The sequence below is a fragment of the Clostridium amylolyticum genome (genome assembly GCF_900142075.1).
GTDB lineage: Bacteria > Bacillota > Clostridia > Clostridiales > Clostridiaceae > Clostridium_AA > Clostridium_AA amylolyticum.
Window position 1 is genome coordinate 14,145 of sequence record NZ_FQZO01000008.1, and the last position, 23,662, is coordinate 37,806.

At 31.2% G+C, this 23,662-nt stretch carries 22 protein-coding genes; 2 read left to right on the top strand and 20 right to left on the bottom strand.

The window, feature by feature from the left end; translation table 11 throughout:
* Window positions 1-53: 53 nt before the first annotated feature.
* From wecB to BUA82_RS16190, 7 genes are all read right to left on the bottom strand, one after another.
* The gene (gene wecB / locus BUA82_RS16160) at window positions 54-1,178 is read right to left on the bottom strand and encodes a non-hydrolyzing UDP-N-acetylglucosamine 2-epimerase (protein WP_073010668.1); all 1,125 of its coding nucleotides are present in this window, start codon (window positions 1,176-1,178) and stop codon (window positions 54-56) included.
* 12 nt (window positions 1,179-1,190) lie between these two features.
* On the bottom strand, window positions 1,191-2,045 hold the full coding sequence (locus tag BUA82_RS16165) for an SDR family oxidoreductase (RefSeq protein ID WP_073010671.1): 855 nt from the start codon (window positions 2,043-2,045) through the stop codon (window positions 1,191-1,193).
* Window positions 2,045-3,067, bottom strand: coding sequence for a nucleoside-diphosphate sugar epimerase/dehydratase (locus BUA82_RS16170; protein ID WP_073010674.1), 1,023 nt, complete (start codon window positions 3,065-3,067; stop codon window positions 2,045-2,047). The genes BUA82_RS16165 and BUA82_RS16170 overlap by 1 nt, the downstream gene beginning before the upstream one ends.
* Window positions 3,060-4,307: a glycosyltransferase family 4 protein gene (locus tag BUA82_RS16175; RefSeq protein ID WP_178140757.1), complete on the bottom strand. Its 1,248-nt coding sequence runs from the start codon at window positions 4,305-4,307 to the stop codon at window positions 3,060-3,062. Before BUA82_RS16175 ends, BUA82_RS16170 begins: the two co-directional genes overlap by 8 nt.
* A gap of 20 nt (window positions 4,308-4,327) precedes the next feature.
* Entirely contained in the window at window positions 4,328-5,191 is an 864-nt protein-coding gene (locus BUA82_RS16180) for an NAD-dependent epimerase/dehydratase family protein (RefSeq protein ID WP_073010680.1), read from the bottom strand.
* Window positions 5,188-5,826 (bottom strand): sugar transferase, encoded by a 639-nt coding sequence (locus BUA82_RS16185; protein ID WP_073010683.1) that lies wholly within the window; start codon window positions 5,824-5,826, stop codon window positions 5,188-5,190. The genes BUA82_RS16180 and BUA82_RS16185 overlap by 4 nt, the downstream gene beginning before the upstream one ends.
* Window positions 5,827-5,909: 83 nt before the next feature.
* Window positions 5,910-7,826, bottom strand: a complete 1,917-nt coding sequence (locus tag BUA82_RS16190; RefSeq protein ID WP_073010686.1) for a polysaccharide biosynthesis protein — start codon at window positions 7,824-7,826, stop codon at window positions 5,910-5,912.
* Between the two features lie 533 nt (window positions 7,827-8,359).
* On the opposite strand from BUA82_RS16190, the gene BUA82_RS20790 reads away from it, so the two are divergent.
* Window positions 8,360-8,530 carry a hypothetical protein gene (locus BUA82_RS20790; protein WP_178140758.1) on the top strand — a complete coding sequence of 57 codons (171 nt, stop codon included), beginning with the start codon at window positions 8,360-8,362 and terminating at the stop codon, window positions 8,528-8,530.
* Window positions 8,531-8,650: 120 nt separating this feature from the next.
* On the opposite strand, the gene BUA82_RS16200 is transcribed toward BUA82_RS20790, so the two are convergent.
* Window positions 8,651-9,499 (bottom strand): YihY/virulence factor BrkB family protein, encoded by an 849-nt coding sequence (locus tag BUA82_RS16200; RefSeq protein ID WP_073010691.1) that lies wholly within the window; start codon window positions 9,497-9,499, stop codon window positions 8,651-8,653.
* A gap of 43 nt (window positions 9,500-9,542) precedes the next feature.
* Window positions 9,543-10,097 (bottom strand): sigma-70 family RNA polymerase sigma factor, encoded by a 555-nt coding sequence (locus tag BUA82_RS16205; RefSeq protein ID WP_073010693.1) that lies wholly within the window; start codon window positions 10,095-10,097, stop codon window positions 9,543-9,545.
* A gap of 163 nt (window positions 10,098-10,260) precedes the next feature.
* On the opposite strand from BUA82_RS16205, the gene BUA82_RS16210 reads away from it, so the two are divergent.
* Entirely contained in the window at window positions 10,261-11,277 is a 1,017-nt protein-coding gene (locus BUA82_RS16210) for an LCP family protein (protein WP_083599994.1), read from the top strand.
* Window positions 11,278-11,457: 180 nt separating this feature from the next.
* Here the strand turns inward: BUA82_RS16210 and BUA82_RS16215 are convergent, their stop codons facing one another.
* From BUA82_RS16215 to BUA82_RS16265, 11 genes are all read right to left on the bottom strand, one after another.
* Window positions 11,458-13,152: a glucosaminidase domain-containing protein gene (locus BUA82_RS16215; RefSeq protein WP_073010696.1), complete on the bottom strand. Its 1,695-nt coding sequence runs from the start codon at window positions 13,150-13,152 to the stop codon at window positions 11,458-11,460.
* 147 nt (window positions 13,153-13,299) lie between these two features.
* Window positions 13,300-13,659, bottom strand: coding sequence for a DUF2304 domain-containing protein (locus BUA82_RS16220; protein ID WP_073010699.1), 360 nt, complete (start codon window positions 13,657-13,659; stop codon window positions 13,300-13,302).
* Window positions 13,643-14,377, bottom strand: a complete 735-nt coding sequence (locus BUA82_RS16225; protein ID WP_073010702.1) for a glycosyltransferase family 2 protein — start codon at window positions 14,375-14,377, stop codon at window positions 13,643-13,645. Before BUA82_RS16225 ends, BUA82_RS16220 begins: the two co-directional genes overlap by 17 nt.
* 64 nt (window positions 14,378-14,441) lie before the next feature.
* The gene (locus BUA82_RS16230; RefSeq protein WP_073010706.1) at window positions 14,442-16,331 is read right to left on the bottom strand and encodes a DUF2142 domain-containing protein; all 1,890 of its coding nucleotides are present in this window, start codon (window positions 16,329-16,331) and stop codon (window positions 14,442-14,444) included.
* A 46-nt stretch (window positions 16,332-16,377) separates the two neighbouring features.
* Window positions 16,378-17,430, bottom strand: coding sequence for a glycosyltransferase (locus BUA82_RS16235; protein ID WP_178140759.1), 1,053 nt, complete (start codon window positions 17,428-17,430; stop codon window positions 16,378-16,380).
* Between the two features lies 1 nt (window position 17,431).
* The gene (locus BUA82_RS16240) at window positions 17,432-18,013 is read right to left on the bottom strand and encodes an SIS domain-containing protein (protein WP_073010709.1); all 582 of its coding nucleotides are present in this window, start codon (window positions 18,011-18,013) and stop codon (window positions 17,432-17,434) included.
* A 2-nt stretch (window positions 18,014-18,015) separates the two neighbouring features.
* Window positions 18,016-19,308, bottom strand: a complete 1,293-nt coding sequence (locus BUA82_RS16245; RefSeq protein ID WP_073010712.1) for an HAD-IIIA family hydrolase — start codon at window positions 19,306-19,308, stop codon at window positions 18,016-18,018.
* A complete protein-coding gene (locus BUA82_RS16250) occupies window positions 19,305-20,243 on the bottom strand; it encodes an NAD-dependent epimerase/dehydratase family protein (RefSeq protein WP_073010714.1) in 939 nt (312 codons plus the stop codon). Before BUA82_RS16250 ends, BUA82_RS16245 begins: the two co-directional genes overlap by 4 nt.
* A 20-nt stretch (window positions 20,244-20,263) precedes the next feature.
* Window positions 20,264-21,250 carry a GHMP family kinase ATP-binding protein gene (locus BUA82_RS16255; protein WP_073010717.1) on the bottom strand — a complete coding sequence of 329 codons (987 nt, stop codon included), beginning with the start codon at window positions 21,248-21,250 and terminating at the stop codon, window positions 20,264-20,266.
* A 30-nt stretch (window positions 21,251-21,280) separates the two neighbouring features.
* Window positions 21,281-22,270, bottom strand: a complete 990-nt coding sequence (locus BUA82_RS16260; protein ID WP_073010720.1) for a glycosyltransferase family 2 protein — start codon at window positions 22,268-22,270, stop codon at window positions 21,281-21,283.
* 52 nt (window positions 22,271-22,322) lie between these two features.
* The gene (locus BUA82_RS16265) at window positions 22,323-23,579 is read right to left on the bottom strand and encodes a lipopolysaccharide biosynthesis protein (protein ID WP_073010724.1); all 1,257 of its coding nucleotides are present in this window, start codon (window positions 23,577-23,579) and stop codon (window positions 22,323-22,325) included.
* Between the last annotated feature and the right edge of the window lie 83 nt (window positions 23,580-23,662).

Here is a 23,662-nt window from a genome sequence, read left to right on the forward strand (position 1 = left end):
ATCAACATCCTTAGAATTTTTTATTCTCTATCAACTTTAAAATTGATGCATTACTATTTCCTCCACACCATCTTATTCACTATTCCTGTATAGCTCTGAATCAATTTGACAACCTTAGTGCTTACATTTTCATCTACATAATTCGGGACGTCTTCTCCAATATCTCCTTGAGCGTTCATCTCCACAGCCATATCTACTGCTTGAAGAACTTGCTCCGTAGTTATACTGCCAATTACCATATTCCCCTTATCCAATGCTTCTGGTCTCTCTGTACTTGTTCTTACTGATACAGCGGGAAACTTAAAATAAGAAGCTTCTTCTGCAATTGTACCACTATCAGACACAACACAGAATGAGTTCTGCTGAAGATGATTGTAATCAGCAAATCCAAATGGCTGTAAGCTTCTCACATTAGGATGAAACTTAAATCCTCTTTGTTCAATAAACTTCTTACTTCTCGGGTGAGTACTATAGATAACTGGAAGATCATAATTTTGAGCCATGGCATTCACAGCATTCATTAACGCCATAAAATTATCTTCATTATCTATGTTTTCTTCACGGTGAGCTGATAATAAGATATACTTTCCTTTTTCTAGTTCTAATGTCTCGAGTACTTTACTTGTATCGATTTTTTCTTTACTCACCTTTAATACTTCCGCCATTGGTGAACCTACTACATAAGTTCTTTCTTTAGGAACACCTTCCCAATTCAAATAATTTCTAGCATGTTCTGTATAGCAAAGATTCACATCACTTGTATGATCAACAATTCTTCTATTGATCTCTTCTGGAAGGTTTTCATCAAAACATCTGTTCCCAGCTTCCATGTGAAAAATCGGAATTTTAAGCCTCTTAGCAGAAATTACACTTAGGCATGAATTAGTATCTCCAAGAACAAGTACTGCATCTGGTTGTTCTTGAACCATGATTTCATATGATTTAGCTAGTACATTTCCCATAGTTTGACCTAAATTTTCACCTACAACATTAAGATAAAAGTTAGGTTCTCTAATGCCTAGATTCTCGAAGAACACTTGATTTAACTCATAGTCATAATTCTGACCTGTATGAACCAATATATGTTCAAAGTATTTATCACTTTTCTTTATAACTTCAGAAAGCTTTATAATTTCAGGGCGAGTACCCACTATTGTCATTAATTTTAATTTCTTCATTACACTTTCCCCCTATTTGAAATAGTGTGGATATAGTTCTTTGTGATTATCAATCCACTCTTTCATTTCTGCTACCATAACTTCATAACTAGGTACTTCAAAAGAAAAATCTCTTCTGTTATTAACTAAAGATTTGTCCAGTAAAAGCTTATTGCTTGGTAAAATCTCAATTTGATCATCTTTCATATATTTATTGAAGAGTTTAAGCAACTCATACTTGCTAATAGTTTCATTATTAACCAGATTGTAAAGGCCGGTTAGGTTTTCTTTTAATGCCTGTTCCATTGCTTTTGCTAAGGTTAATGTGGTTACACCCGTCCATATGGCTTTAGCAAAACCATTTATCTGGCCATCCTGTTTCATGAACCAATTAAAAAGACCTATTCCCCTTTCACTCATATCAGGACCAATAATTGAATTCCTGAATGTAAGGTCTTTATTATTTTCTAGTTCGCCTAACGCTTTTGATTTATCATAAAAGGTCTCTCCATCTCTGAATGATGTCTCTGAGTAACCACCAGTCTTTCCAGAAAAAACACAGTCCGTACTCATATGAATAACTCTCGTCTTCATCTCTTTAGTTAAATTGCTTAAGAAATGAGGCAAATAACTATTTAATAAAACCGCATTTGATTTGTTATCTTCTGCGTCCTTATTTAAGATTCCTATTGCATTTATAATTGCATCATATTGACCTTCATTGATAATGTTCTTTAAGCTCTTAAAATCTGTGATGTTACCATTTATGTTCTTGCAATAATCTACTTTGCTACGACTAAATGCAGTTACATCATAACCAGCTTCCTTAAAATATATTGAAATAGTATGACCTGCCATGCCTGTTCCGCCTAGGACTAAAATCTTCATTATCTTCCCTCCCAGTTTTTTAACTCTTCCTGGATATAATCAAGCTTTAGAAGTTTCTCCTTAATCTGTTCAACGTTGAGCCTCTCTGTATTGTGTGAGTTATAATCTTCTACTTGCTGAAGCTCTTCATTTCCTTCGACAAAGTATTTATCATAATTTAAATCTCTTTTATCAGCAGGAACTCTATAGAACCCGCCCATGTCTTGTGCGCCGACATATTCTTCCTTCGTTAAAAGCGTTTCGTATAACTTCTCTCCGTGACGAGTACCGATAATTTTAATCTCATTATCAGCATTAAATAGTTCTTTAACAGCTTGAGCTAAATCTCCAATTGTTGATGCAGGAGCTTTTTGAACCATAATATCCCCTGCTTCAGCATTCTCAAATGCAAACGCCACAAGTTCAACCGCTTCTTCTAAACTCATCAAAAATCTTGTCATGTTTGGATCTGTTACTGTCAAAGGTTGTCCATTTCTAATTTGATCTACAAATAGTGGGATAACTGAACCTCTTGAGGCCATAACATTTCCGTACCTAGTACCACAGATTAATGTTCTCTCTGGATCTACTGTTTTTGATTTTGCTACGAAAACTTTCTCCATCATGGCTTTTGATATTCCCATTGCGTTAATCGGGTACGCTGCTTTATCAGTCGACAAACAGATAACCTTCTTAATACCCATTTCAATTGCTCCAGTAAGAACATTGTCTGTGCCCATTACATTCGTCTTGACAGCTTCAAGAGGAAAGAATTCACACGATGGTACTTGCTTAAGTGCAGCTGCATGAAAGACATAATCAACTCCATGAATTGCATTCTTAACGCTAGCCAAGTCTCTAACGTCACCTATATAGAATTTCAATTTATCGTTTTTGTATTGTTTTCTCATATCATCCTGTTTCTTTTCATCACGAGAAAAAATACGTATTTCTTTTACACCTGTATATAAGAATCTCTTCATAACAGCATTTCCAAAAGAGCCTGTCCCACCTGTAATCAATAATGTTTTGTCCTTAAACATATTCCCTATCTCCTTCATTTCGATTGTTATTTGAAAAGCATTTATCCATTCTATTAAGTAGCGTTTCCTTATCAAAGTTCTTTTGATAATATTCCACAGCATTTTGAGCCATATCTTTATGCTTCTCGACCGACATGCTAACTAACTTTTTAATGTTATCAGCCAGTCCTTTCGCATCACCAGCATCACTACATACGCCTGCATCAGCCTTATTAATTACATCTTGAATTTCTCCATCAGCAGAAACAATAACTGGCACTCCACAAGCTAAACATGATTGAGTTTTTGCAGGAAGTGTTATTGAGAAAACTTTGCTTTTAGATAAACTTATTAAAGTCGCATCACTAACAGCCATAAATTCTGGAATGCGTGTAGCTGGTTGCTTATCAATAAAATTGAAGTAGTCTGTAACTTGACTTTCTTCAACATTGGACTTAAGTGTTTCTTTAAATCGTCCATCTCCAACGATATTAAATCTTACTTTTGTATTAGTCTCTTTAAGGATCTTTGCTGCTTCAGGAAGCACATCCAAACCTTGAGCAAATCCAATATTTCCGGCAAAGATAATATTGAACATATCGTCTTGTGGAATCTCAGGGATGTTTGTATTATTTCTATCGACCGGCTTGTAGTAATCTTCTGCGTATTGGGGCCAGAATTCCAACTTCTCTCTTTTTGTTCCCCGATCTATAATTGCTTGTATAAAGCTTTCGGATGATGTAAAGATTCTATCGCATCGTTTATAAATATAATCAACCATGACACCAATAGAATTTAGGATTCTCTTGTTAGTAATTCCTGCAACTATTTCAACATTCTCAGGCCACAAATCCGTAACATACAGGTAACAAGGAATCTTCCTCTTCTTTGCATACCAAACACCTGGAAGCGCCTGCGTCATTGGAGAAACTTCAAATATAAATACATAATCAGCTTTAATCTTAGTGAGGGCTTTCCATAAGAACCCTGACACAACGAATGAAAGATAATTAAGTGCTAGCATAATTCCATTATTACCTCTTGGAATGAGAGGAATTCTTATAATATCCATGCCGTTATAGATTTCTTTTCTTTTCTTGAATAGTCCATACCCATCATAATATTTGCCTTGAGGGTAGTTTGGAATGCCTGTAACTACCGTTACTTTGTATCCTCTTTTCACCCATTCTGTACAAATATCATTGATACGAAACTGTTCAGGGTAGAAATATTGTGTAATAACCAGGATGTGTTTTTTCAATTTTTTATCCACCATTTCCACTAACTTTCTGTTTTAATTATCGATTCTCTTAAGTTCCTAATTCTATACTCTTCTTTATATTCACTCATACTTTTCTCATAAACCAAATTTCCAAATGCCTTATTAACCGTACCAACAAAATTACCCGTTAATTTTAACATTGGATTAAATACTCTTGTAAATACTAGCCTCTTTTCATGTGCTTCAGCTATAAGCTTCACCAGCTCACTAGTTCCAACAAACTCTCTATTCTGTGGAAAAAACATACCTCTTTCTTCATTATCAATCATCAATCTAATAAACTCACAAAGATTATCTATATGAAGCATACTTCTTTCATTCTTAACATCAGGAAATATGGGCAACTTCTGAGCCATCTTAGCAAGCTTAGTATAATTTCCTTTAGAATCTTTTCCAAAAATCATGGGAGGTCTTATAACAACTACATTAAAGCTATCATCTTGAAGTGGAAGAATTCCTTCTTCAGCTTGCAACTTACTTTTCCCATAAAAATTACTTGGTTTTGGAATAGTATTTTTATCTATAACTCTTTTATGATTAATATGGCTACTATCTCCATAAACAATAATGCTACTCATAAAAATAAACTGCTTAACTCCATCTGACTTTGCTTTCTTAGCAGTTTCTACAGCGAGATCTCGATTAACCTTATAATATAAATCCTCTAATTTAGGATCCGCTGAAACATGAGCTATTCCAGCTACATGAAACACCACATCATAATCAGAAAAATCCTTTCCTTTCCATGTCCCATCTATCATATCTACAGTGTCCACTTTATAGTCTAAAGGCCACTGCTGTAACCACTTTTCCAAGCTAGTACCTATATAACTATTAGCACCTGTTATCAATATTTTTTTCATCCTGAAATTTTCTCCTTGCTAAAAGCATTTACTTGATCATTTAAACTTCCAGTTCCACCTTCCAAAACTCCGTCATGCTTTACTACAGAAATAATAGTTCCAAAGAAGCATTTAATATCAAATAAAAAACACATATTCTTTACATATTCCCCATCCAGCTTCGCCTTAATTTCAATAGGTAATTCATCCCTACCATTTATTTGTGCCCATCCTGTAAGTCCTGGTTTTATATTATTAGCACCATACTTGTCCCTTTCACCTATTAAATCATACTGATTATAAAGAGCAGGACGAGGACCTATAATACTCATATTCCCCATTAGAATGTTTATTATTTGTGGTAGTTCATCTAAACTAGTTTTTCTCAAGAACTTTCCCACTGAAGTTATGTATTGCTCAGGATTTTTAAGCAAGTGTGTAGGCATATCTTTGGGTGTATCTATTCTCATAGTTCTAAACTTTAATATATTAAAATGTGTTTTGTTCTTACCAACTCTCATCTGCTTAAAAAGCACTGGCCCCTTAGTGTCCAGTTTTATTGCTATAATTAATATAAGAAATAGTGGAGATAAAATAATAAGTCCAAAAATTGATAATATCAAATCAATAATCCTCTTAATTTTTAAATAGATCATAACAACACTCCCACGCCATATTTAAATCTTTATGAAAATAATTTTCTTAGAAAATAAAGATTTATATGCTAATTATAATTATTCTAACTACCACTATTATTCATAACAATTTCTTGAAAAACACTTAATTCTTCAGTCATTTCCTTATTAGTGATGTCATTACCTTCTGTGGTTTTATATGTAGGTACAACCTCTTGAATTTTTCTCACTAACAAATCATTTTTCCCAAATTTTATTAAATCCATAATTGCAAAAATCTGAGACTTTACAACGCTTAAGTCAAAATTGCCAGGCTTACCTATAAATATCTTATCATGGTCAGTATTCTGAAGGCCTTCTTCATCCATAAGCAGCTCTTCATAAAGCTTTTCTCCTGGTCTCAAACCTGTTACTTCAATCTTTATATCCACATTTGGTTCAAAGCCTGAGAGCCTTATTAAATGCTCTGCCAAGTCATATATTTTAACTGGACTTCCCATGTCTAGTACGAATATTTCTCCACCCTTAGCAAAAGCTCCTGCCTGAAGTACTAACTGTGCTGCTTCTGGAATTAGCATAAAGAACCTTGTAATTTCTTTGTGGGTTACTGTAACTGGTCCACCCTCTTCTATTTGCTTTTTAAATAGTGGAATTACAGAACCATTACTTCCTAGTACATTTCCAAATCTTACTGCTACAAACTCTGTTTTACTTTTTGCGTCTATGGCTTGTATTACCATTTCACACATTCTTTTAGACGCTCCCATTACATTGGTGGGGTTTACAGCTTTATCTGTAGATATTAATACAAACCTATTTGCACCATATTTATCTGCACATTCTGCAGTATTCAAGGTTCCCATCACATTGTTTTTAATAGCTTCTTCTGGGTTAAATTCCATAAGAGGCACATGTTTATGGGCTGCTGCATGAAATACTACATGAGGTCTGTATTCATCAAATACCTTTTCCAACCTTCTTTTATCTCTCACAGAGGCTATTAGTACCTTTAAATTTAAACTAGGGTATTTTCTTATAAGTTCATTTTGTAGGTCATAAGCATTGTTTTCGTATATATCTAATATAATAAGTTCTTTTGGCTTATAATTAACAATCTGCCTACACAGCTCTGACCCTATAGAGCCCCCTCCTCCTGTTACCAGCACTGTCTTTCCAGTAATATAATCTGAAATTCCTTTATTATCAAGCTTTATGGGTTCTCTTCCTAACAAATCTTTTACATCTACATTTCTCATTTTGCTTAAAGAAACCGTATTATCTAAAAGCTCATATACTCCTGGAATTATCTTTGTCTTACATCTGGTTTCGTTACATAACTTTACTAACTCTTTTCTTTCCTTCACAGGTAATGAAGGTATGGCTATAATTATAAGGTCTATAGCATATCTATCTACCATGTCCTTAATGGAATTCCTATCTCCCATTACTCTTATGTTTCTTATTATTTTGCCAATCTTATTCTTATCATCATCGATAAATCCTATTGCTTCATATTTCATTTCGGGATGAGTATATATTTCCTTTACTATGCTGAGACCAGCCATCCCAGCCCCTACCACTAGTACTCTTTTAAATCCACTTTTGTCTATTTTCCTAAACATTAAGGTTGCTCTTCTATAAATTCTAAAAAGCATTCTAAATCCTAAAGTAAATATAATGATAAATACACCAGCTAATATTATTACAGAAAAGGGTAATCTATCATCAAAAAAAGAGCTTGCAATAAGTATAATAGAATTAGCTAAAAGGTTACTAACCCCTCCTATCATAAACTCATCGATACTTGCAAGACTCCACAGGCTGCTGTAGAGGTTAAAGAAATAAAATATTAATAAATATACTGCTGTTATAGGCAAAAATGCCCTTTTATAGTGTTCAATATATAGTGTAGGAATATCAGTATAGAATCTAAAAAATAATGCCATTAGAAAACTACAATTTATAAAAACTATGTCATAAATTGCCAAAATAAATTTTCTATGCTTTGCAAATATCTTCATTTAACCTCCTCCTTTGATTAAAAACTCAAATTTTTTATAACTTAAAACACATTTGCACCCTTTTTAAAAATTTACGTATAAATAAATACTATCATTTTATTAACATCATGTCCATTTTTAGACACTTGATATATGATGATTACTGCATAAAAATCCAAAATACCTTATCTTTTTATGTTTTTTTAAATTAAAATGATTTTCTTACTAAAATCCTATTAAAAACGAAGTTTTATAAGATTATACTAATATATCAAATTATATGTTTCAACCGACATTTTATACCAAAATTTTTAAATAAAAATATTGTTTATTTAATAATTATACATTAATGTGTACTTAAGTACACATTAATGTATAATATAATTTATAATAGATTTTATTGAAGATACTTATGAAGAAAATATTAAAAGTGGAAAGTTCTTTATAGAAACATTACATTGTAATTGTGTATTCTCAGCCCTTTAGATTATAGTAGAACATGGGAATCTAGTAAGAGAGATTATGAAGGACAGAAAGATAAAGAGCCATATTTAATGAAGTGTCTAAAAAGTAACGATACTCTATCTGTAGAAAACTTAAAGTTTACCAAAAAGAGATTTCCTCAGGATGGCTTCTGCCAAGGGAAAATGATAAATGGCATTTATTACTTAACCTTTAATAAAGAAGAAACTATAAAACAGATGAAAGACTATATATTTAATTAAAAAGGTTACTTTAGAAGGATCTTTTCCCTTTAAAGTAACCTTTAATAAATTTATTCAACAGTCAGCTTCATAAAGTATTATCATTATGTTGATATTTTTTTCAATCAATCTACAGTTAAATTATATTTCTTTATTATGCTTAGCCAATATAGCATTTACCTCTCCACCGATTAAAACAATCATAGAGCTTAAGTAAAGCCAAGTGAGTAATATGATTATAGCCCCTAGGCTTCCATAGAACCGCGAATAATTAGCAAAATTATTCACATAATAGGAAAAACCTAAAGAAGTTATTAACCACCCTAAAGTAGCCACCACTGCTCCTGGCATAACCTCCATCCATCCAAGTCTTTTTGATGGAGCAAAATGATACAGGGCAGCAAAGGTTAAGGTTATAAACAATATAATAAGAGTAAACCTTAATAACTGCCAAAGTACCACCACAAAATTATCAAAGGGCAGGTATTGCATTATTATCTTTTTTATTACATCTCCCAGTACAAAGAAAAAAAGTGCCACAAGTATCATTAAAGCTAAACCTAAAGTAGAAAATATAGATATAACTATAAGCTTAAAAAACCCTCTTCTCTCATCTTCATTATAAGCCTTATTAAGCCCTCTAATCACTGCAGCTACTCCCCTGGAAGCACTCCAAACAGCAAATAGCAGAGAAGCAGGAAGTAATGCAGTCCCTTTTCCTTCTAACACTTCAATTACTGTATGTTTAACCAATTCATAAGCGCTATCTGGTAATACACTATTAATATAAGATAACACAGAATCACTGCTTAAAGAACTTCTTCCTATTAAAGTCATTAAAAATATAAGAAAGGGGAAAAATGCCACGATTAAGCTATATGCAAGCTGAGATGAAAGCATAAATATATCATCATCATTAATCTTCTTTATTAAAAGAATGACAAACCTAGGGAAACTCATGGCTCCCTTTTTTTGCTGCTCTTTTTTCATATAATATCATTCCCTTCGGTAATTATGTTAGGGACTAATATTATTATACTATATATTCCCTTAATTTATTAATTAAAGAATTTTTAAGTTTGTAAACCTTATTATAATCCATGCTCTTTGCCTTAGCATATTCTGTGAGACCCCCGTGGTATTTATAGAAAGCATAATGCAAAAGCTCTTTTTCCTCAGGGGTTAAACTTTCTATGGCTTCTCTTAGCTTTTTCTTCAATTCACTATTTACTACATAATTCTCCAGGTTAAAATCCATAGGAATATGATCTTCTAATTCAAAACCATCCTCCTGTAATTCATTAAGACTTTTAACGTAGTTTTCCTTAACCTTGCCTCTAACCAAATACTTGTAATTATTTTCAACAGTATTTTTAACATAAGCTGTGAAACTTGTATTCTTATTAGAATCAAACTTTTGCACAGCTTTTAATATACTCTCCGCTCCTATTTGTATAAGATCTTCCTCCTCATAGCCAGCTATATAAACCTTATGACTTGCTTTGTATATCAGTGGCATAAACTTTTTAATAATCTCTTCCTGAGCAGCTTTATCCCCTTGGTTTGCCTTTTTTATAATCTCTTGCATATTTTCTTACACCTATATATAATATTTTCTTACACCTCTATATAATATTTTCTTTCACCGCTAATGAATAATAACTTCAGCATCTTTAAATAACTTTAATTATGGATGTAGATTTAGTATAATTATATTTAGCTTATGAATAATGAAGGTGAGATGAATAAATATGAATAACAGTAGAAGAATGCGGAAAGAAAAAAAGAAATCTAAAAAATTAAAGATTATACTAATTACTATACTTTTTATAATCTTATTTCTATCAGGATTTGGATTGTTTTATGTATATAATACCCTAGGAAAGGTAGATAAAACTCCAATTTCTCAATCTAACTCAGATCTTGGTATTGGTAAAGATATTCTTGACAAAACTGCAGACAAAGATAATATAATCAATATTGCACTATATGGTGTTGATAGCAGAAGTGAAAAGGATAGAGGAAGGTCTGATTCCATAATAGTTTTAACTGTGGACAAAAAACATAAAAAACTTAAAATGACCTCAATTATGAGAGATTCTTATGTTAATATAGATGGACATGGAAAAGATAAGATTAATCATGCCTATGCTTTTGGCGGTCCTCAACTTGCTATTAAAACATTAAATCAAAACTTTGGTTTAAATATAAAAGATTTTGTAACAGTGGACTTTGGTAATATGGAAGATATAATCGATGCTATGGGTGGTATTATCTTAAAAATAAGAGACGATGAAGTTAAATATGTAAATGCTAGCGTGGACGAACAATCTGCACTTAGACATGTTAGTCCAAGGCACATAGCAGGTTCAGGTACCCAACAAGTTGATGGAATGCAGGCTTTAGCTTATTCTAGAATTAGGTCCACTTCTGGCGGAGATTTTGAAAGAACTGATAGGCAGAGAATTGTATTAGAAGCGCTTTTTAATAAAATTAAGAATGCTGGTTTAACTCAATATCCATCCATTGTAAATAAACTTTCTCCTTATGTAACAACTAGCTTTTCTTCCACTGATATGCTTAAACTAGGAACTGATGTATTTACTTCAGGTATGTCTACTATTGAACAAGAAAGGTTCCCTCTAGACGGTTACTCAAAGGGTGGTTTAATAAACAAAATATGGTATCTTCAGTATGATGAAGCAGCTACTAAAGAGCAAATTTATAAATATATATTTGAAGATATAAAACCAACTCAGAAAAAGTAATTACAAGTATTATATATTAAATAATGGATATAAAGTGATTTAAAAATCATTTTATATCCCTTTAAATATCTTTAATCGTTAAGGATTAACTCAAGTTTTATTATTCTAATCCCTAATCCTTCTGTTACCACTATAAAAAAACAGAGCTAAAAGTATATTTTAACTCTGCTTAAAAATTTATTAATTATACTGTGGTATTTCCACTTCTAAAGGAACACCTTTATATATGTAAAGTAGCCTGTCCATTAATGAAGCGATTCCATTTGCCCAGTTTACATCTGTAGCATATTGATGCCATAAAGTATTTTGGCTAGAATCCACGAAACCTGAATTGTTCCATTTCATATAATATACTGTATATTGTTTTTTAGTTGAAGTAGCACAGTGTATGTAATTATTAGAGATCCATTTTGCACCTTCTCTTATAGCTGCCTCAGGGCTTGTCCACCCTAAGTTGTAAGCAGCTTCAGCACCATATAAGTTTGCGTTACTATCAAAAGCATTAATGCCAAAGAAATTATATACTGTTGCTGGAGGTACTGGATTACCTTGAACCTTATCTACATATATTCCTTGTGCCAATGTAGAATTACCATATCCTGTTTCCCACATAGCATGTGCAATTAAATATAGTGTATCTATGTTAGCAGCTTTGGCTGCGTCAATAAATGCTTGTCCCTGTCCTTTAAACACATTTTTATTGCCTGGTTTAACAGTAATATTATCAAAAAATGCATTTAATTCAGTTACGCTAATAGGCTCTCTAAACTTATTAATTTTTAAGTGCTGTAAAATCCTGCTACTGCTTATTTGATTATTAGGTTCAGTAAAATCTCTTATAGTTTGTATGCTGGCAGCAGTACCTTGATACTTATTTCTATCCCCTTCAAATTGTCTAAAAGCAAATCTGTCTAGGGTATAGTTCCAAGGCTTTAATGAATAAACTAGATTGTTTTTACCAGGAGTATTATCATAATACAGCTCAACAATAACAGCAAAAACTTTTTTATTCTGGCCAGTAGTACCACTTTGAATGCCATCTTCAGACCACTGTTTTTCCCAGCCTATACCTTCCACATAAGATTTATATCTTACGTGCCATCCTGCTGGTGCATTTAATAGCCTTACCCTGAAAGCTTCAAGCTTAGAACTCATACCTACAGTTCCAGCTAACTCACCATTTTGCACCCAATTTTGCCAGCCTATATCTTGACTATGTCCTTGGTATTGAATAGACATGCCTGCTGGTGCATTATTAATTTTTAGTTTAATACCTTCCATTCTCAAACTTTTATTATCAAAGCTTAAGCTGTTTCCATTGTATGTAGGCATTATCCATCCTAAATCTTGAAAATGCCCTTCACTTTCCAATTGAAGGCTATTATCCTTTACTAATCTTACTCTCAAAGCCTCCATTCGAAGTGATCTACCGGTTGTTCCAGCTAATTGTCCATCTCTCACCCAGTTTTGCCAACCTATCTCTTGAACATGAGCTTGGTACTCAACATGATAACCTGACGGCATACCTTCTACTACTATTTTAATTGCTTCCATTCTTAAAGACTTTCCTGTAGTTCCAGCAAGTTGTCCATTTTCCATCCAGTTTTGCCAGCCAATTTCAGCTACATGAGCCTGATATTTTATTTTCGCTCCTGGTGGAAAATTAGTTAATTGTAGATTAAAAGATTCTAATCTTCTTGAAAAACCTGTACTTCCTATAACTTCTCCACCATTAACATAATTTTGCCAACCTACATCTTGTACATGACCCCTATATTGTACATTCATATCATTTATTCCAGCATAAGCTTTCTTAAATGGTAATACAATCATTAGCAAGAACATTACAATAAATATCTTCTTATAATTTTTCATTTGTCCACCCCCTTAATAACTCCATTTGTGTTAACCAATTTTATTATATCACAGTATTTTACTATATGAAATATTTGTATTAAATTAACACAATAAGTAAAAAAACAAAGATTATTGTAAATTATATTACAATAATCTTTGTTTTTATTATTTTTGCTCATTCTTTTCCAATTCCTTCAATCTATTATTTAATAGAGCTAATTCTTGAGCCAAATCTTTTATCTTTGTCGATAGCTTTGATATAGCCATACTGAGGCTAAATATAACAGGAAGAGTAAAAGCAAATCCAAAGAAGAAAAGAGCATTAGTAGGGCTAAATACCCCTATAAATTTAGATGTATAATCTAAAAGCCAAGGAAATAAAGCTAATATAAGTAATATTATTCCCAATACCATCCATAAAAGAGAGTACCTAAGCTGCAGCATTCCCTTTATTATTAGCCTAAACATATAATAAAATGCTACAATCACCACTATGGCTAAAATAACTCTAAATTTCAGCATCATATCCCATCACCTTCTTCTTATTTCTTTTACCATGTACTGAAGAAGAAACTAGTATAGCAAGAGTAACTTTAATCATATAATAAACTGCTTTAAAAGCATTTATAGATGAAACCCCTCCTTGTCTTTCCTTCATATGGGCATCTGTTTCCCCAATTTTATATCCTTGCTTTATTATACTTACTATAGATTCAGGTTCTGGATAGTCTGTAGGATAATCCTTTGCAAAAACCTTTATAACACTTTTATCGCACATCCTATATCCTGAAGTAGGATCTGTAACAGTCACTCCTGTAAGGTATTTTATTATCTTAGAAAAATAAACTATACCCATTCTTCTTGCTAAAGTAGATTGAAAACCTGCTTTTTTCAAAAACCTAGAACCTATAACCATGTTAAGATTGTTTTCTAAAAGATGATTTAGCAAGTTATCAAGATCCTTGCAGTCATGTTGGCCATCTCCATCTATCTGCACTGCATAATCATAATCATTTTCTAAAGCATACTTGTAGCCAGTTTGAACCGCTCCACCTATACCTAAATTTATAGGTAAATCTATAAATTTAAAATTTTCTCTAATGCATATATCTTTAGTAGCATCAGTAGAACCGTCATTTATTATTATATAATCGTAATATGGAGCATCCTCTTCTATATCCTTTATTACATTAACTATAGATTCTTCTTCATTATATGCTGGAATAATAATGAGTTTTTTCATTTGAATCCCCGCCTTTTATTATTTTTCAATATAACTATATCTAATTATATTTACTTATTTTGCACTACATACTATGTTTTATTAACAGAAACTGAGAGGTTACTAAAAGTACTATTATCATAGAAATTATTATTAGTCTATTTAATTTGAAATCTTTTTGTTTTGATTCAAATTTTATATTATTATTCTTAAATAATAGTGTTAAAGGCAATAACAATGGCGTAATGTAGCGTGGTTGTACACCATTTGCTCTTAAATCACTAACAGGTGTAAATGAGAGATATAAAGAAGTATATACAAGTCCCCAGCTACAAAATACTACTAAAAATAATGTCAGCCTTTGAAGCCATTTTAAATTAATACATTGTTCCTCATAATCTACCAAAGTAATTACTAATATTAGTATAAAAATAAGTAAAAGCCAAAATAAGTCTATAGATTTACTATAAGCTAAATCTATAGAAGATCCTTGTAGATATATTAGTGCATTTTCAAAAATAGCTTTAATAAATCTCATTAAATAAATAAAAGGATTTTCTATTATAAATCTAATTTGTTCTTTTTGGTTTACTCCTGGTATTGGCCAGGCAGGTTCTTTAAACCTTAAAGTATACATAACTATAAATATAGATGCAACTACGCAAGATATAAATGCCCCTACTTTAAAAAACTTACTTTGCTTTTCATCTTTAAATTTAGTCTTTGGTATAGCTAACAGAAATAAAGCAAACGGAGCGTAGGTTGGTTTAGCAGCTATAAGTAAAATTGTTAAAATAGTAAGTAATCCCATCTTCTTATAATTTATTGATTTATCAGGTGCACATATCATATTTATAAACTGAACCGTACAAAGTAATGCATAAGCTGTGGTTAAAGGATCTGCTGAATAGGATGCTCCAAGTAACACACTAGTGGGTAATAAGGCTATAATAAATATAAGTCTTTTACCTATTTTCGCATTTTTAATTGCAAAGGCACATAATGCTGCATATGCTATAAGAGAAAATATTCTTCCAAAAAACATAGTATATATAAATGGAATAGATAAACTTCTAGAAATCCATATTCCAAGTGCTGAAGGTAAATATGTAACACTTGTATAATTCTTGGCCGTAGAATTCACATATTCTTTTATAGGATATTCCTTTGTAGAAAATTGTTTTGTATAAGCTACTTTTTCTCTAAAAGTTTGCGGAACAGGATTTTCCATAAAATCTACAAAGTTCTTAGGTAACTTTATAGGAGGTTTTTCTATTAAATCAAACTTTCCATAAGATAAATAATAAGACTTAATAAAATGCTCTGACTCATCCCAAGAAAATTTAAATGGTTTTAGTATAGCAATATATGTACCAAATAAGATACATATTACAAGGAAGGTGATATGCAATTTTTTAAATGCTATATTTCTGTATAAAACTATATATGCAACTAATATAAGACAAATAGCTATCAAAGCTGCTCTCATTAAATTAGGATAAAATCTATTATCAATGAAAATCTTATTAAAGGAAACATCAATAGGGTATTTATTATCAACAGCCTCAAAATAAAACTTAATATTTTCCATGTTTCCATTTGTAGCTATAGATGAAAATGATTTATAATTCATATTAACTTCAAATCTTTTGGCAGGATTAACGTGATGCTTATTATCATCAACATACATGTAAAACCCTTTTAACTTAGGATTATACGATATAACTGTAAGATATGAAATATATCCCTTTGATTTAATCTTAAAAAAAGAATTTTTATCATTTACAGTTATAGTGCCATTAGAGTATGATGCGTTACTAAATTCCAGATCCTGTAAAGATATCTCTGTCATTCCCCTTTTTGATTTTGGCAAAGTCCAATATTTAAAATTTATAAAAAAGCATTCTATAATTAAGGAAATTGCTATAATTATCAATATTCCTAAAGTTATTCTCAAGCTTTTTTTCAGTGTCATAATATCTCTCCCCTCTAGTAAAAAAAGACATGTGGGGTTAGCCTTATCACCATTTAATATCAACCTTTAAACGGTAAATAATAAAGTTGTAAAAACTTATAAAAAGTTTGAACATGTTTATTTTATACAAAAGACGACAACCCCAAAGTCCAATCTTTTTTACCCCACCCTTAATACAATGACTAATATTTAGATACTTATTTTTACTCCAACCTGGAAAATTTTCATTCAAATAATCCTTTGTTTTTCTTATATACATGTTAGTAGATTTTTTATCGGATGCTGCTAATCTATATGTGAACGAAACACCTGCATGAATAAATACCATAAGTTCTAGAAGGGATATATAACTGTTAAAATTCTTATAGTTTATATTATATTCAGACTTAACAACTTTTATAGTATCTAAAAACTCATCATAATCTCTCTCTTTTATAGTATTACTTAAAGAGTCATAACGCACTCTATAATGGTATAATACTTCATTTATAAAGGCTACGGATTTAACTTTAGGCAATATACGCATAAGATATATTAAATCCTCAGCTCTCTTAATTTCTGTAAATCTAGAATTTTCTATTACACTATACCTATATAACTTATTCCATACAGCAGGATTTACATAAGCAATAGTATCCGATTCTGTTATATCAGTAATATAATTACTCTTATTCTTAGTCATTTCTATACAGTAAACCTTACCTGTTTCATCGTCAAAGCGATCAAATCCACAGATAGTTATATCTGCTTTTGTTTTATCTGCAGTATGTATCATCTTTTCCAAAAAATTCACTTCAGGATAATCGTCAGGATCAAGAAACAACACATATTCACCTTTTACTTTTCCACTATCTAAAGCTAGATCCCTAGCTGCTCCAAGACCATTTTTCTTAAGGCTTATAATTACTTCTACTTTATCTGGATATAGCTTCTCATACTTTTTCAATATATCCAAAGAGTTATCTGTAGAGGCATCATATACACAAAATATCTTAAAGCTTTGATAAGTTTGCTTTATCATATTTTCAAAAAAACAGTCAAGATATTTTCCAACGTTATATACAGGAGCAATTATACTTATTCTATGGTTAATGCTCACTCTATTTTGCCTCCTGTTCAAGCAAATATTTAGAAAAGATTTGCATCATCATATGATCAAAAGCCATATGTACGTCCTCAACCTTCTGCATATCATTTATATCCACATGTAAACTATAATCCGCATATTTCTTTAATAAACCACCATCATATCCAGTAATCCCCACTACTTCACAGCCAATTTCCTTTGCATACTTAACTGCTTTTATTATATTTTTTGAGTTTCCACTTCCAGAAATAGCAATTACCATATCATTTTTTGATAATACTCCTTGAAGCTGATAAGAAAATATATCATCATAAGATATATCATTGGCTATAGCTGTAATTATTGGAGTGTTATCATTTAAACAAATAAATCTAAACTTATTCTTAGCATCCATGCAGGCACCTTTATTAAAGTCACACACAAAATGCGAAGCAGTAGCAGCACTTCCTCCATTTCCAAAAATATAAATAGTAGCTTGCTCATTATACTTTTTTAAAATTGCTTGCATAGTTCTATTAATCTCATTTTTATCTAAGTTATTAATAACTCTCGTAAGGGTCTCTAAGTAAATTGTAATATCATTTAAAAAATTCATTTTTAAACCTCCATTATATGCTTAACTGCATCTAACAAATTTAACTTTATAGTATCTGGAACTACAGAGTATTTACCATCTTGCCCCTTTTCTCCTGTTAATAGAAGAATAGTTTTAGTTCCAGCATTTATTCCTGTTTGAATATCCACTGTGGTATCACCTATAAACCATGATTCTTCAAGATTTATATTATACCTATCTACCGCATCAGTAATCATTCCAATGTTAGGTTTCCTGCAATTACAGTTAACTTTAAGTTCTTTTACTTCTCCTTTGTAACCACTATGAGGGTGATGAGGACAAAATATAATATCATCCACATAAGCTCCTGCTTTTCCTAGAATAGTCTCGATTTTATTATGTATTACTTGAAGTTCTTCAAAAGAACACTCACCTCTAGCAATTACAGGTTGATTAGTAATAATAATACATAAGTACTCTGAAGCATTTATCAGCTTAATAGCATCAGCTACTCCCTCTATTAGTTTTATCTTATTATTATTATTAATAAAACCATCAAGCTCATTTAATGTTCCATCTCTATCTAAAAAAATACACTTTTGTGGATTTTTAAGGTTTTTTCTCTTAATTACTCCTTTAGAGTAGTCAGAACTTACAGCTTCGTACCTTTCTAAAGTTCCCATATCTTTTACGTACTCCGTAGAACGATAAGAGTATACCCCTAATTCATTAATAGCAGGAATTACTATATGCTTTTCAAAATCCATTTTCTTAGGTTCAATGATATACTTTAATGCTATAGGTGAAATAATGTATATTCCTGAATTTACAAGATTTTTATAATAATAATCACGAATATTATGTTTTGAATCCCAATTAATAACCTTATTGTTTTTATCAGCTATGATTAAGTCACTATCAAAAGGGTGGGAATTAGGGTGGGATAAAAGGGTTATAGCTGCTCCTTTTTCTTTATGGAAGCACTTCATTCTCTTCCAGTCCACATCTAACATTAAATCCCCAAAAATCAGAAAAAAATCTTCCTTTATTTTATCTTTTATATAGTACAAAGCTCCTGCTGTACCTAATGGTGTTTCTTCTATCACATATGATATATTTACATCCAACTTTCTTCCGTCTTTGAAATACTCTTTAATTCTTTCTCCCAAATGACCAATTATTAATATAATATCTGTTATTCCACTTTTTTTAAGATTTATAATCTGATGTTCTAAAACGGGCTTATTACACACTGGCACCATAGGTTTAGGTATATCAACTGCAATATCTTTTAATCGTGTTCCCTTACCTCCAGCCATAATAACAGCTATCATTTCAGTACCTCTTCAACTGTGGTTTCTACCGCCTCATCTGATGACATAGTTGGCCTCCACCCTGCGTCCGTAATTTTAGAGATGTCATATTCAAATTTAGGCACATCTCCCTTCCATCCTCTATCTCCTCCGGTATATTCAAATGAAGTATTTTTTAATCCCATTTTATCTCTTACTATTTCTGCAATTCTTGTAACCGTAGTAGCAGACTTTACACCAATATTATACACTTCAGCTCCTTGCTTTATTTCTCTTGTAAACATCATAATTCCGTTAACCAAATCAAATACATGTAAATAAGGCTTACACTGAGTTCCATCGCCTAAAATCTGAAGTTTTTTAGGATTACTACGAAGTTTTTTTACAAAATCATATATTACACCATGAGTTAGCCTAGGTCCTATAACATTAGGGAATCTAAATATTACAACCTTTAAATCATTCATGGAGCAGTATGAATAAATCATAGCTTCAGAAGCAAGCTTAGCTCCACCATAATATGAAACTGGTTTAATTCCACCTGTAGTTTCCTCCAAATTGACATCGCACATTTCTCCATAAACAGCAGAAGTAGATGCAAAGAAAAGTTTTTTAACATTAAATTTCCTCATGCTCTCTAAAATACAACGTGTTGTCATAAAAGTATCATAAAAATCAATATCAGGTTGTAATGCACCTTTTTGTATATCTGAATTTGCTGCAAGATGGTACACCATATCTATATTGTATTTTTTAAAAATAAAATCAGTATTTTCTTGCTTTGAAAGATCACATTTCATAAAAACAAAGTTTTTATTTTCTTTTAAATGAGCAATATTGTCAGTATTACCTAAAACCATATTGTCTGCACATATTATACTATGTTCTTCACTTAATAAAGCATCAATAAGATGACTTCCTATAAATCCAGCACCACCTGCTACAAGTATATTCATAATTTTCTTCCTTTCAATATTTATTTAGAATCTCTATCTACAAAAATAATTGATGAACCACTATTATCAAAATGGAAATCCATTTCCCTAAGTGGGCTTAATGCTTTTCTTACGTTACTTTGATTCTTTTCATCTACATAAAAAAGCAGAAAACCTCCACCACCAGCACCTAATAATTTACCACCACTTGCACCAGCTTCTCGAGCTGTTGTATACATATCATCAATTACAGGGTTGGATATTCCTGAAGCAAGCTCTCTTTTTAAGAACCAACCTTCATTAAGAATATCACCCATAGCATCGATATTATTACTTTCAAGTTCTTTTTTAAGTGTTTTTGTCAACTCACACATTTTTAATTGATTTTTAACCTTATCTTTTAATTTCATATTTGAAGATTGTTCTGCAAGTATTTTTGATGCTGAACGAACATCTCCTGTATAAAACATTAACAAATTTTGCTCAAGATCTTTATAACTTTGATTTTTCATAATTACAGGCTCTACTTTTACTGAGCCATCACGGTTAAATGTATAAAAATTAAGGCCTCCATAGGCTGCTGCATATTGATCTTGTTTCCCTATGGGTTCACCTAATTTATCTATTTCAACCATACAAGCTTCCTTGGCCAATGTTTCCTTTGAAACAAACTTTCCTTGGTACGTATATAGCAAATGAAGTAATGCAACTGTAAATGTACTTGAAGAACCAAGTCCAGTACCTGCAGGAACATCTGCCATACTTGAAATCTCTACTCCACTTAAATTAAAATCTGATAAACACTGCTTAAAAATTTTATGTTTTATTTCTTCAATACTTTTTACTATTTCAGTTTGTGAGTACTTAAGCACTATTGAATCCTTATAAAAATCTGGATGAATAGTAATATACATATATTTTTTTATACTTGTGCTTAAAACACATCCATCAAATTGTTGATAAAAACTTGGAAGATCGCTTCCGCCACCACAGAAGCTTACTCTAAATGGTGCTCTTGTAATAATCATTTTATTTCTCCTCAAAAACTATACAATATTTTATATTAGTGAATATAACCAAAAAATTGTTTTATCCAATCCAAAACCTTGTAATATTACTATTATCCAAACTATAAACCTAGTAGAAAATACTTCTCCCTTAGGTGTTAAAACACCTAGGAGCTTGTTTTTTCTATAGTTTGGAAATAGCTCTTTTAACTTTCCAAATATAGTATCATATTCAGCTTTCATTGCTTTAATTCCTACGCCTCTTCCACTGTCTAACATATACCATATGCAATATTTTATATAGAAATATTCTAGTTCTTCTTTTTTATCTAAGCTAAGTTCATTTATGTTAATACTTTGAAAAAGACTATTTAGCATTTTTATTGGACTTGCTTTAGATTGAAAGCCTTTCTGCAGAGTATGAGATACTGAATCAGGATTTACAATCCAATTATAACCTGAATAAGGTAATATAGACACTTTCTTCGCCTTTATCGCAGCGAGCACTGAACAATATATTTCTTCACCCATTTTTGTATTTAAAAATCTTATATTATTATCTAATAAAAATGACTTTCTGTAAACTCTAGCCCATGGAGTAAGAAACCTAAAAGCCGACCACTCTTCATTTTGTAACTTTCGAAGTTTAACTTTACTACCTCCATTTTCAATCTGATTATGCCAACCAATAACCATATCAGCTTGAGTTCTTTCAGCTTCTGCAACGAATTTTTGTACATAATCAGGTAGAATGTAGTCATCATTATCTATAAAAAATAGATATTCTCCACATGAATATTCTATACCTCTATTTCTTGTAATAGCAACACCAACGTTATCATGATAGAATATTCTTATTTTTTCAGGATAATTCTGTTGAAATTCTTCTATTAACATTTGAGAGGAATCCTGAGAACCATCATTCAGTAAGATAATTTCATAATCATTAAAAGTTTGATTAATAGCACTTTCAACACATTTTGCAATGTGTTTTTCAGCATTATATATTGGTATAATAATTGAAGCTTTCTTTGTTTCCATGATAACTCCTCACTTAAATTACTTTATAAAATTTACGATAAAAAAACATCATTTAATTAAGCTTTTCGTTTTTGCTCTTCCTATTTAAGTAAATAATTCCTCCAATATTTATTATTAAATATATGATTGCAATAAATCCCGTTACAAATACTGCTCCCCATAGCTCAAAGGATGATATTATTTGTGGTGTTATTGCTATAGATATAACAAAAACAATTATATGTGTTATTAACATAAAATAAAGCCATCTTAAAACGGTAAAAATATTACCCATTAAGAAAATTAAAGCATATAATCCACTAATAAAAGTAAGTGCCACAAACTGAATTATATAATTGCTCATATCTTTTCCATAGAATATTTTCAGTGCAAAATCTCCCAAAATATAAGCACCACCTGAAGCAATAATAGATACACCCATTATTAAAGCCGAAGATGTATAAAATAATTTCATAAACTTCTTGTAATCATTATTTTTAACACATTCTCCAAACTCTACTGCAATGGGAGATAATAAATAAGTAGCCATTGAAGTTATGAATAGTGTTGGTACATATAAAGCAGAAAAAACCCCCAGTATTTCATCACTTACAATACGTTCTAGGTAATATCTTGGTGTAGCTAAAACCGCATTGTATACTAAAGCTGCAGACATTAAAGGAAAACATGTCCAAAGTAACGACTTTTGCTTTTTAACAGAAAATGTTGGTGTGGTTTTACATATATGCTTTGTGCTTGGAATATCAAAGAATAATAGAACTATAACACTTGCTACCGCCATAGATAAACAAGCTAACCACAAGCTACCACCAGCGGAAAGTGTGCCTACAAAGGCTATTAGTATTAATATAGCTCTTATAGTTACTGAAATTCCTATGTAATCCATTCGTTTTTTACGTTGTAATATACCGTGAAATACATCACTACATGCTTCAATGCATCTATATAGCATAAACGCACCAATTACAGCAGCTTTATTATTACTATATCCATTTATGAAAATAAAAGCTACGCACAACGGTAATGAAATAATAACCGTTATAATTCTTGACGTAATATAATCACCATCTGAATATGAATATAATACATCAGTAGCTTGAAATACTCTCATCCCATAAAGTGAAATCGTATATAATACAGCAACCACTGCTATTGCCAGTGATAATACTCCAGCATCTTCATACCCTTTCAAACGTGTTACAATTACAACTAGTAGCCATTGAGAAATTCCATAAATAAAATTTCCTATACTATTATATAGCATGTTCTGTTTTATACTTAATTGTTTATCTGGATTTATTTTAAACATTAATATTTTCTCCCATTATTTTATAACTTAATATAATATTCTTTTGTATATTAACACATAATACATAAAAAATAAAGTAATGC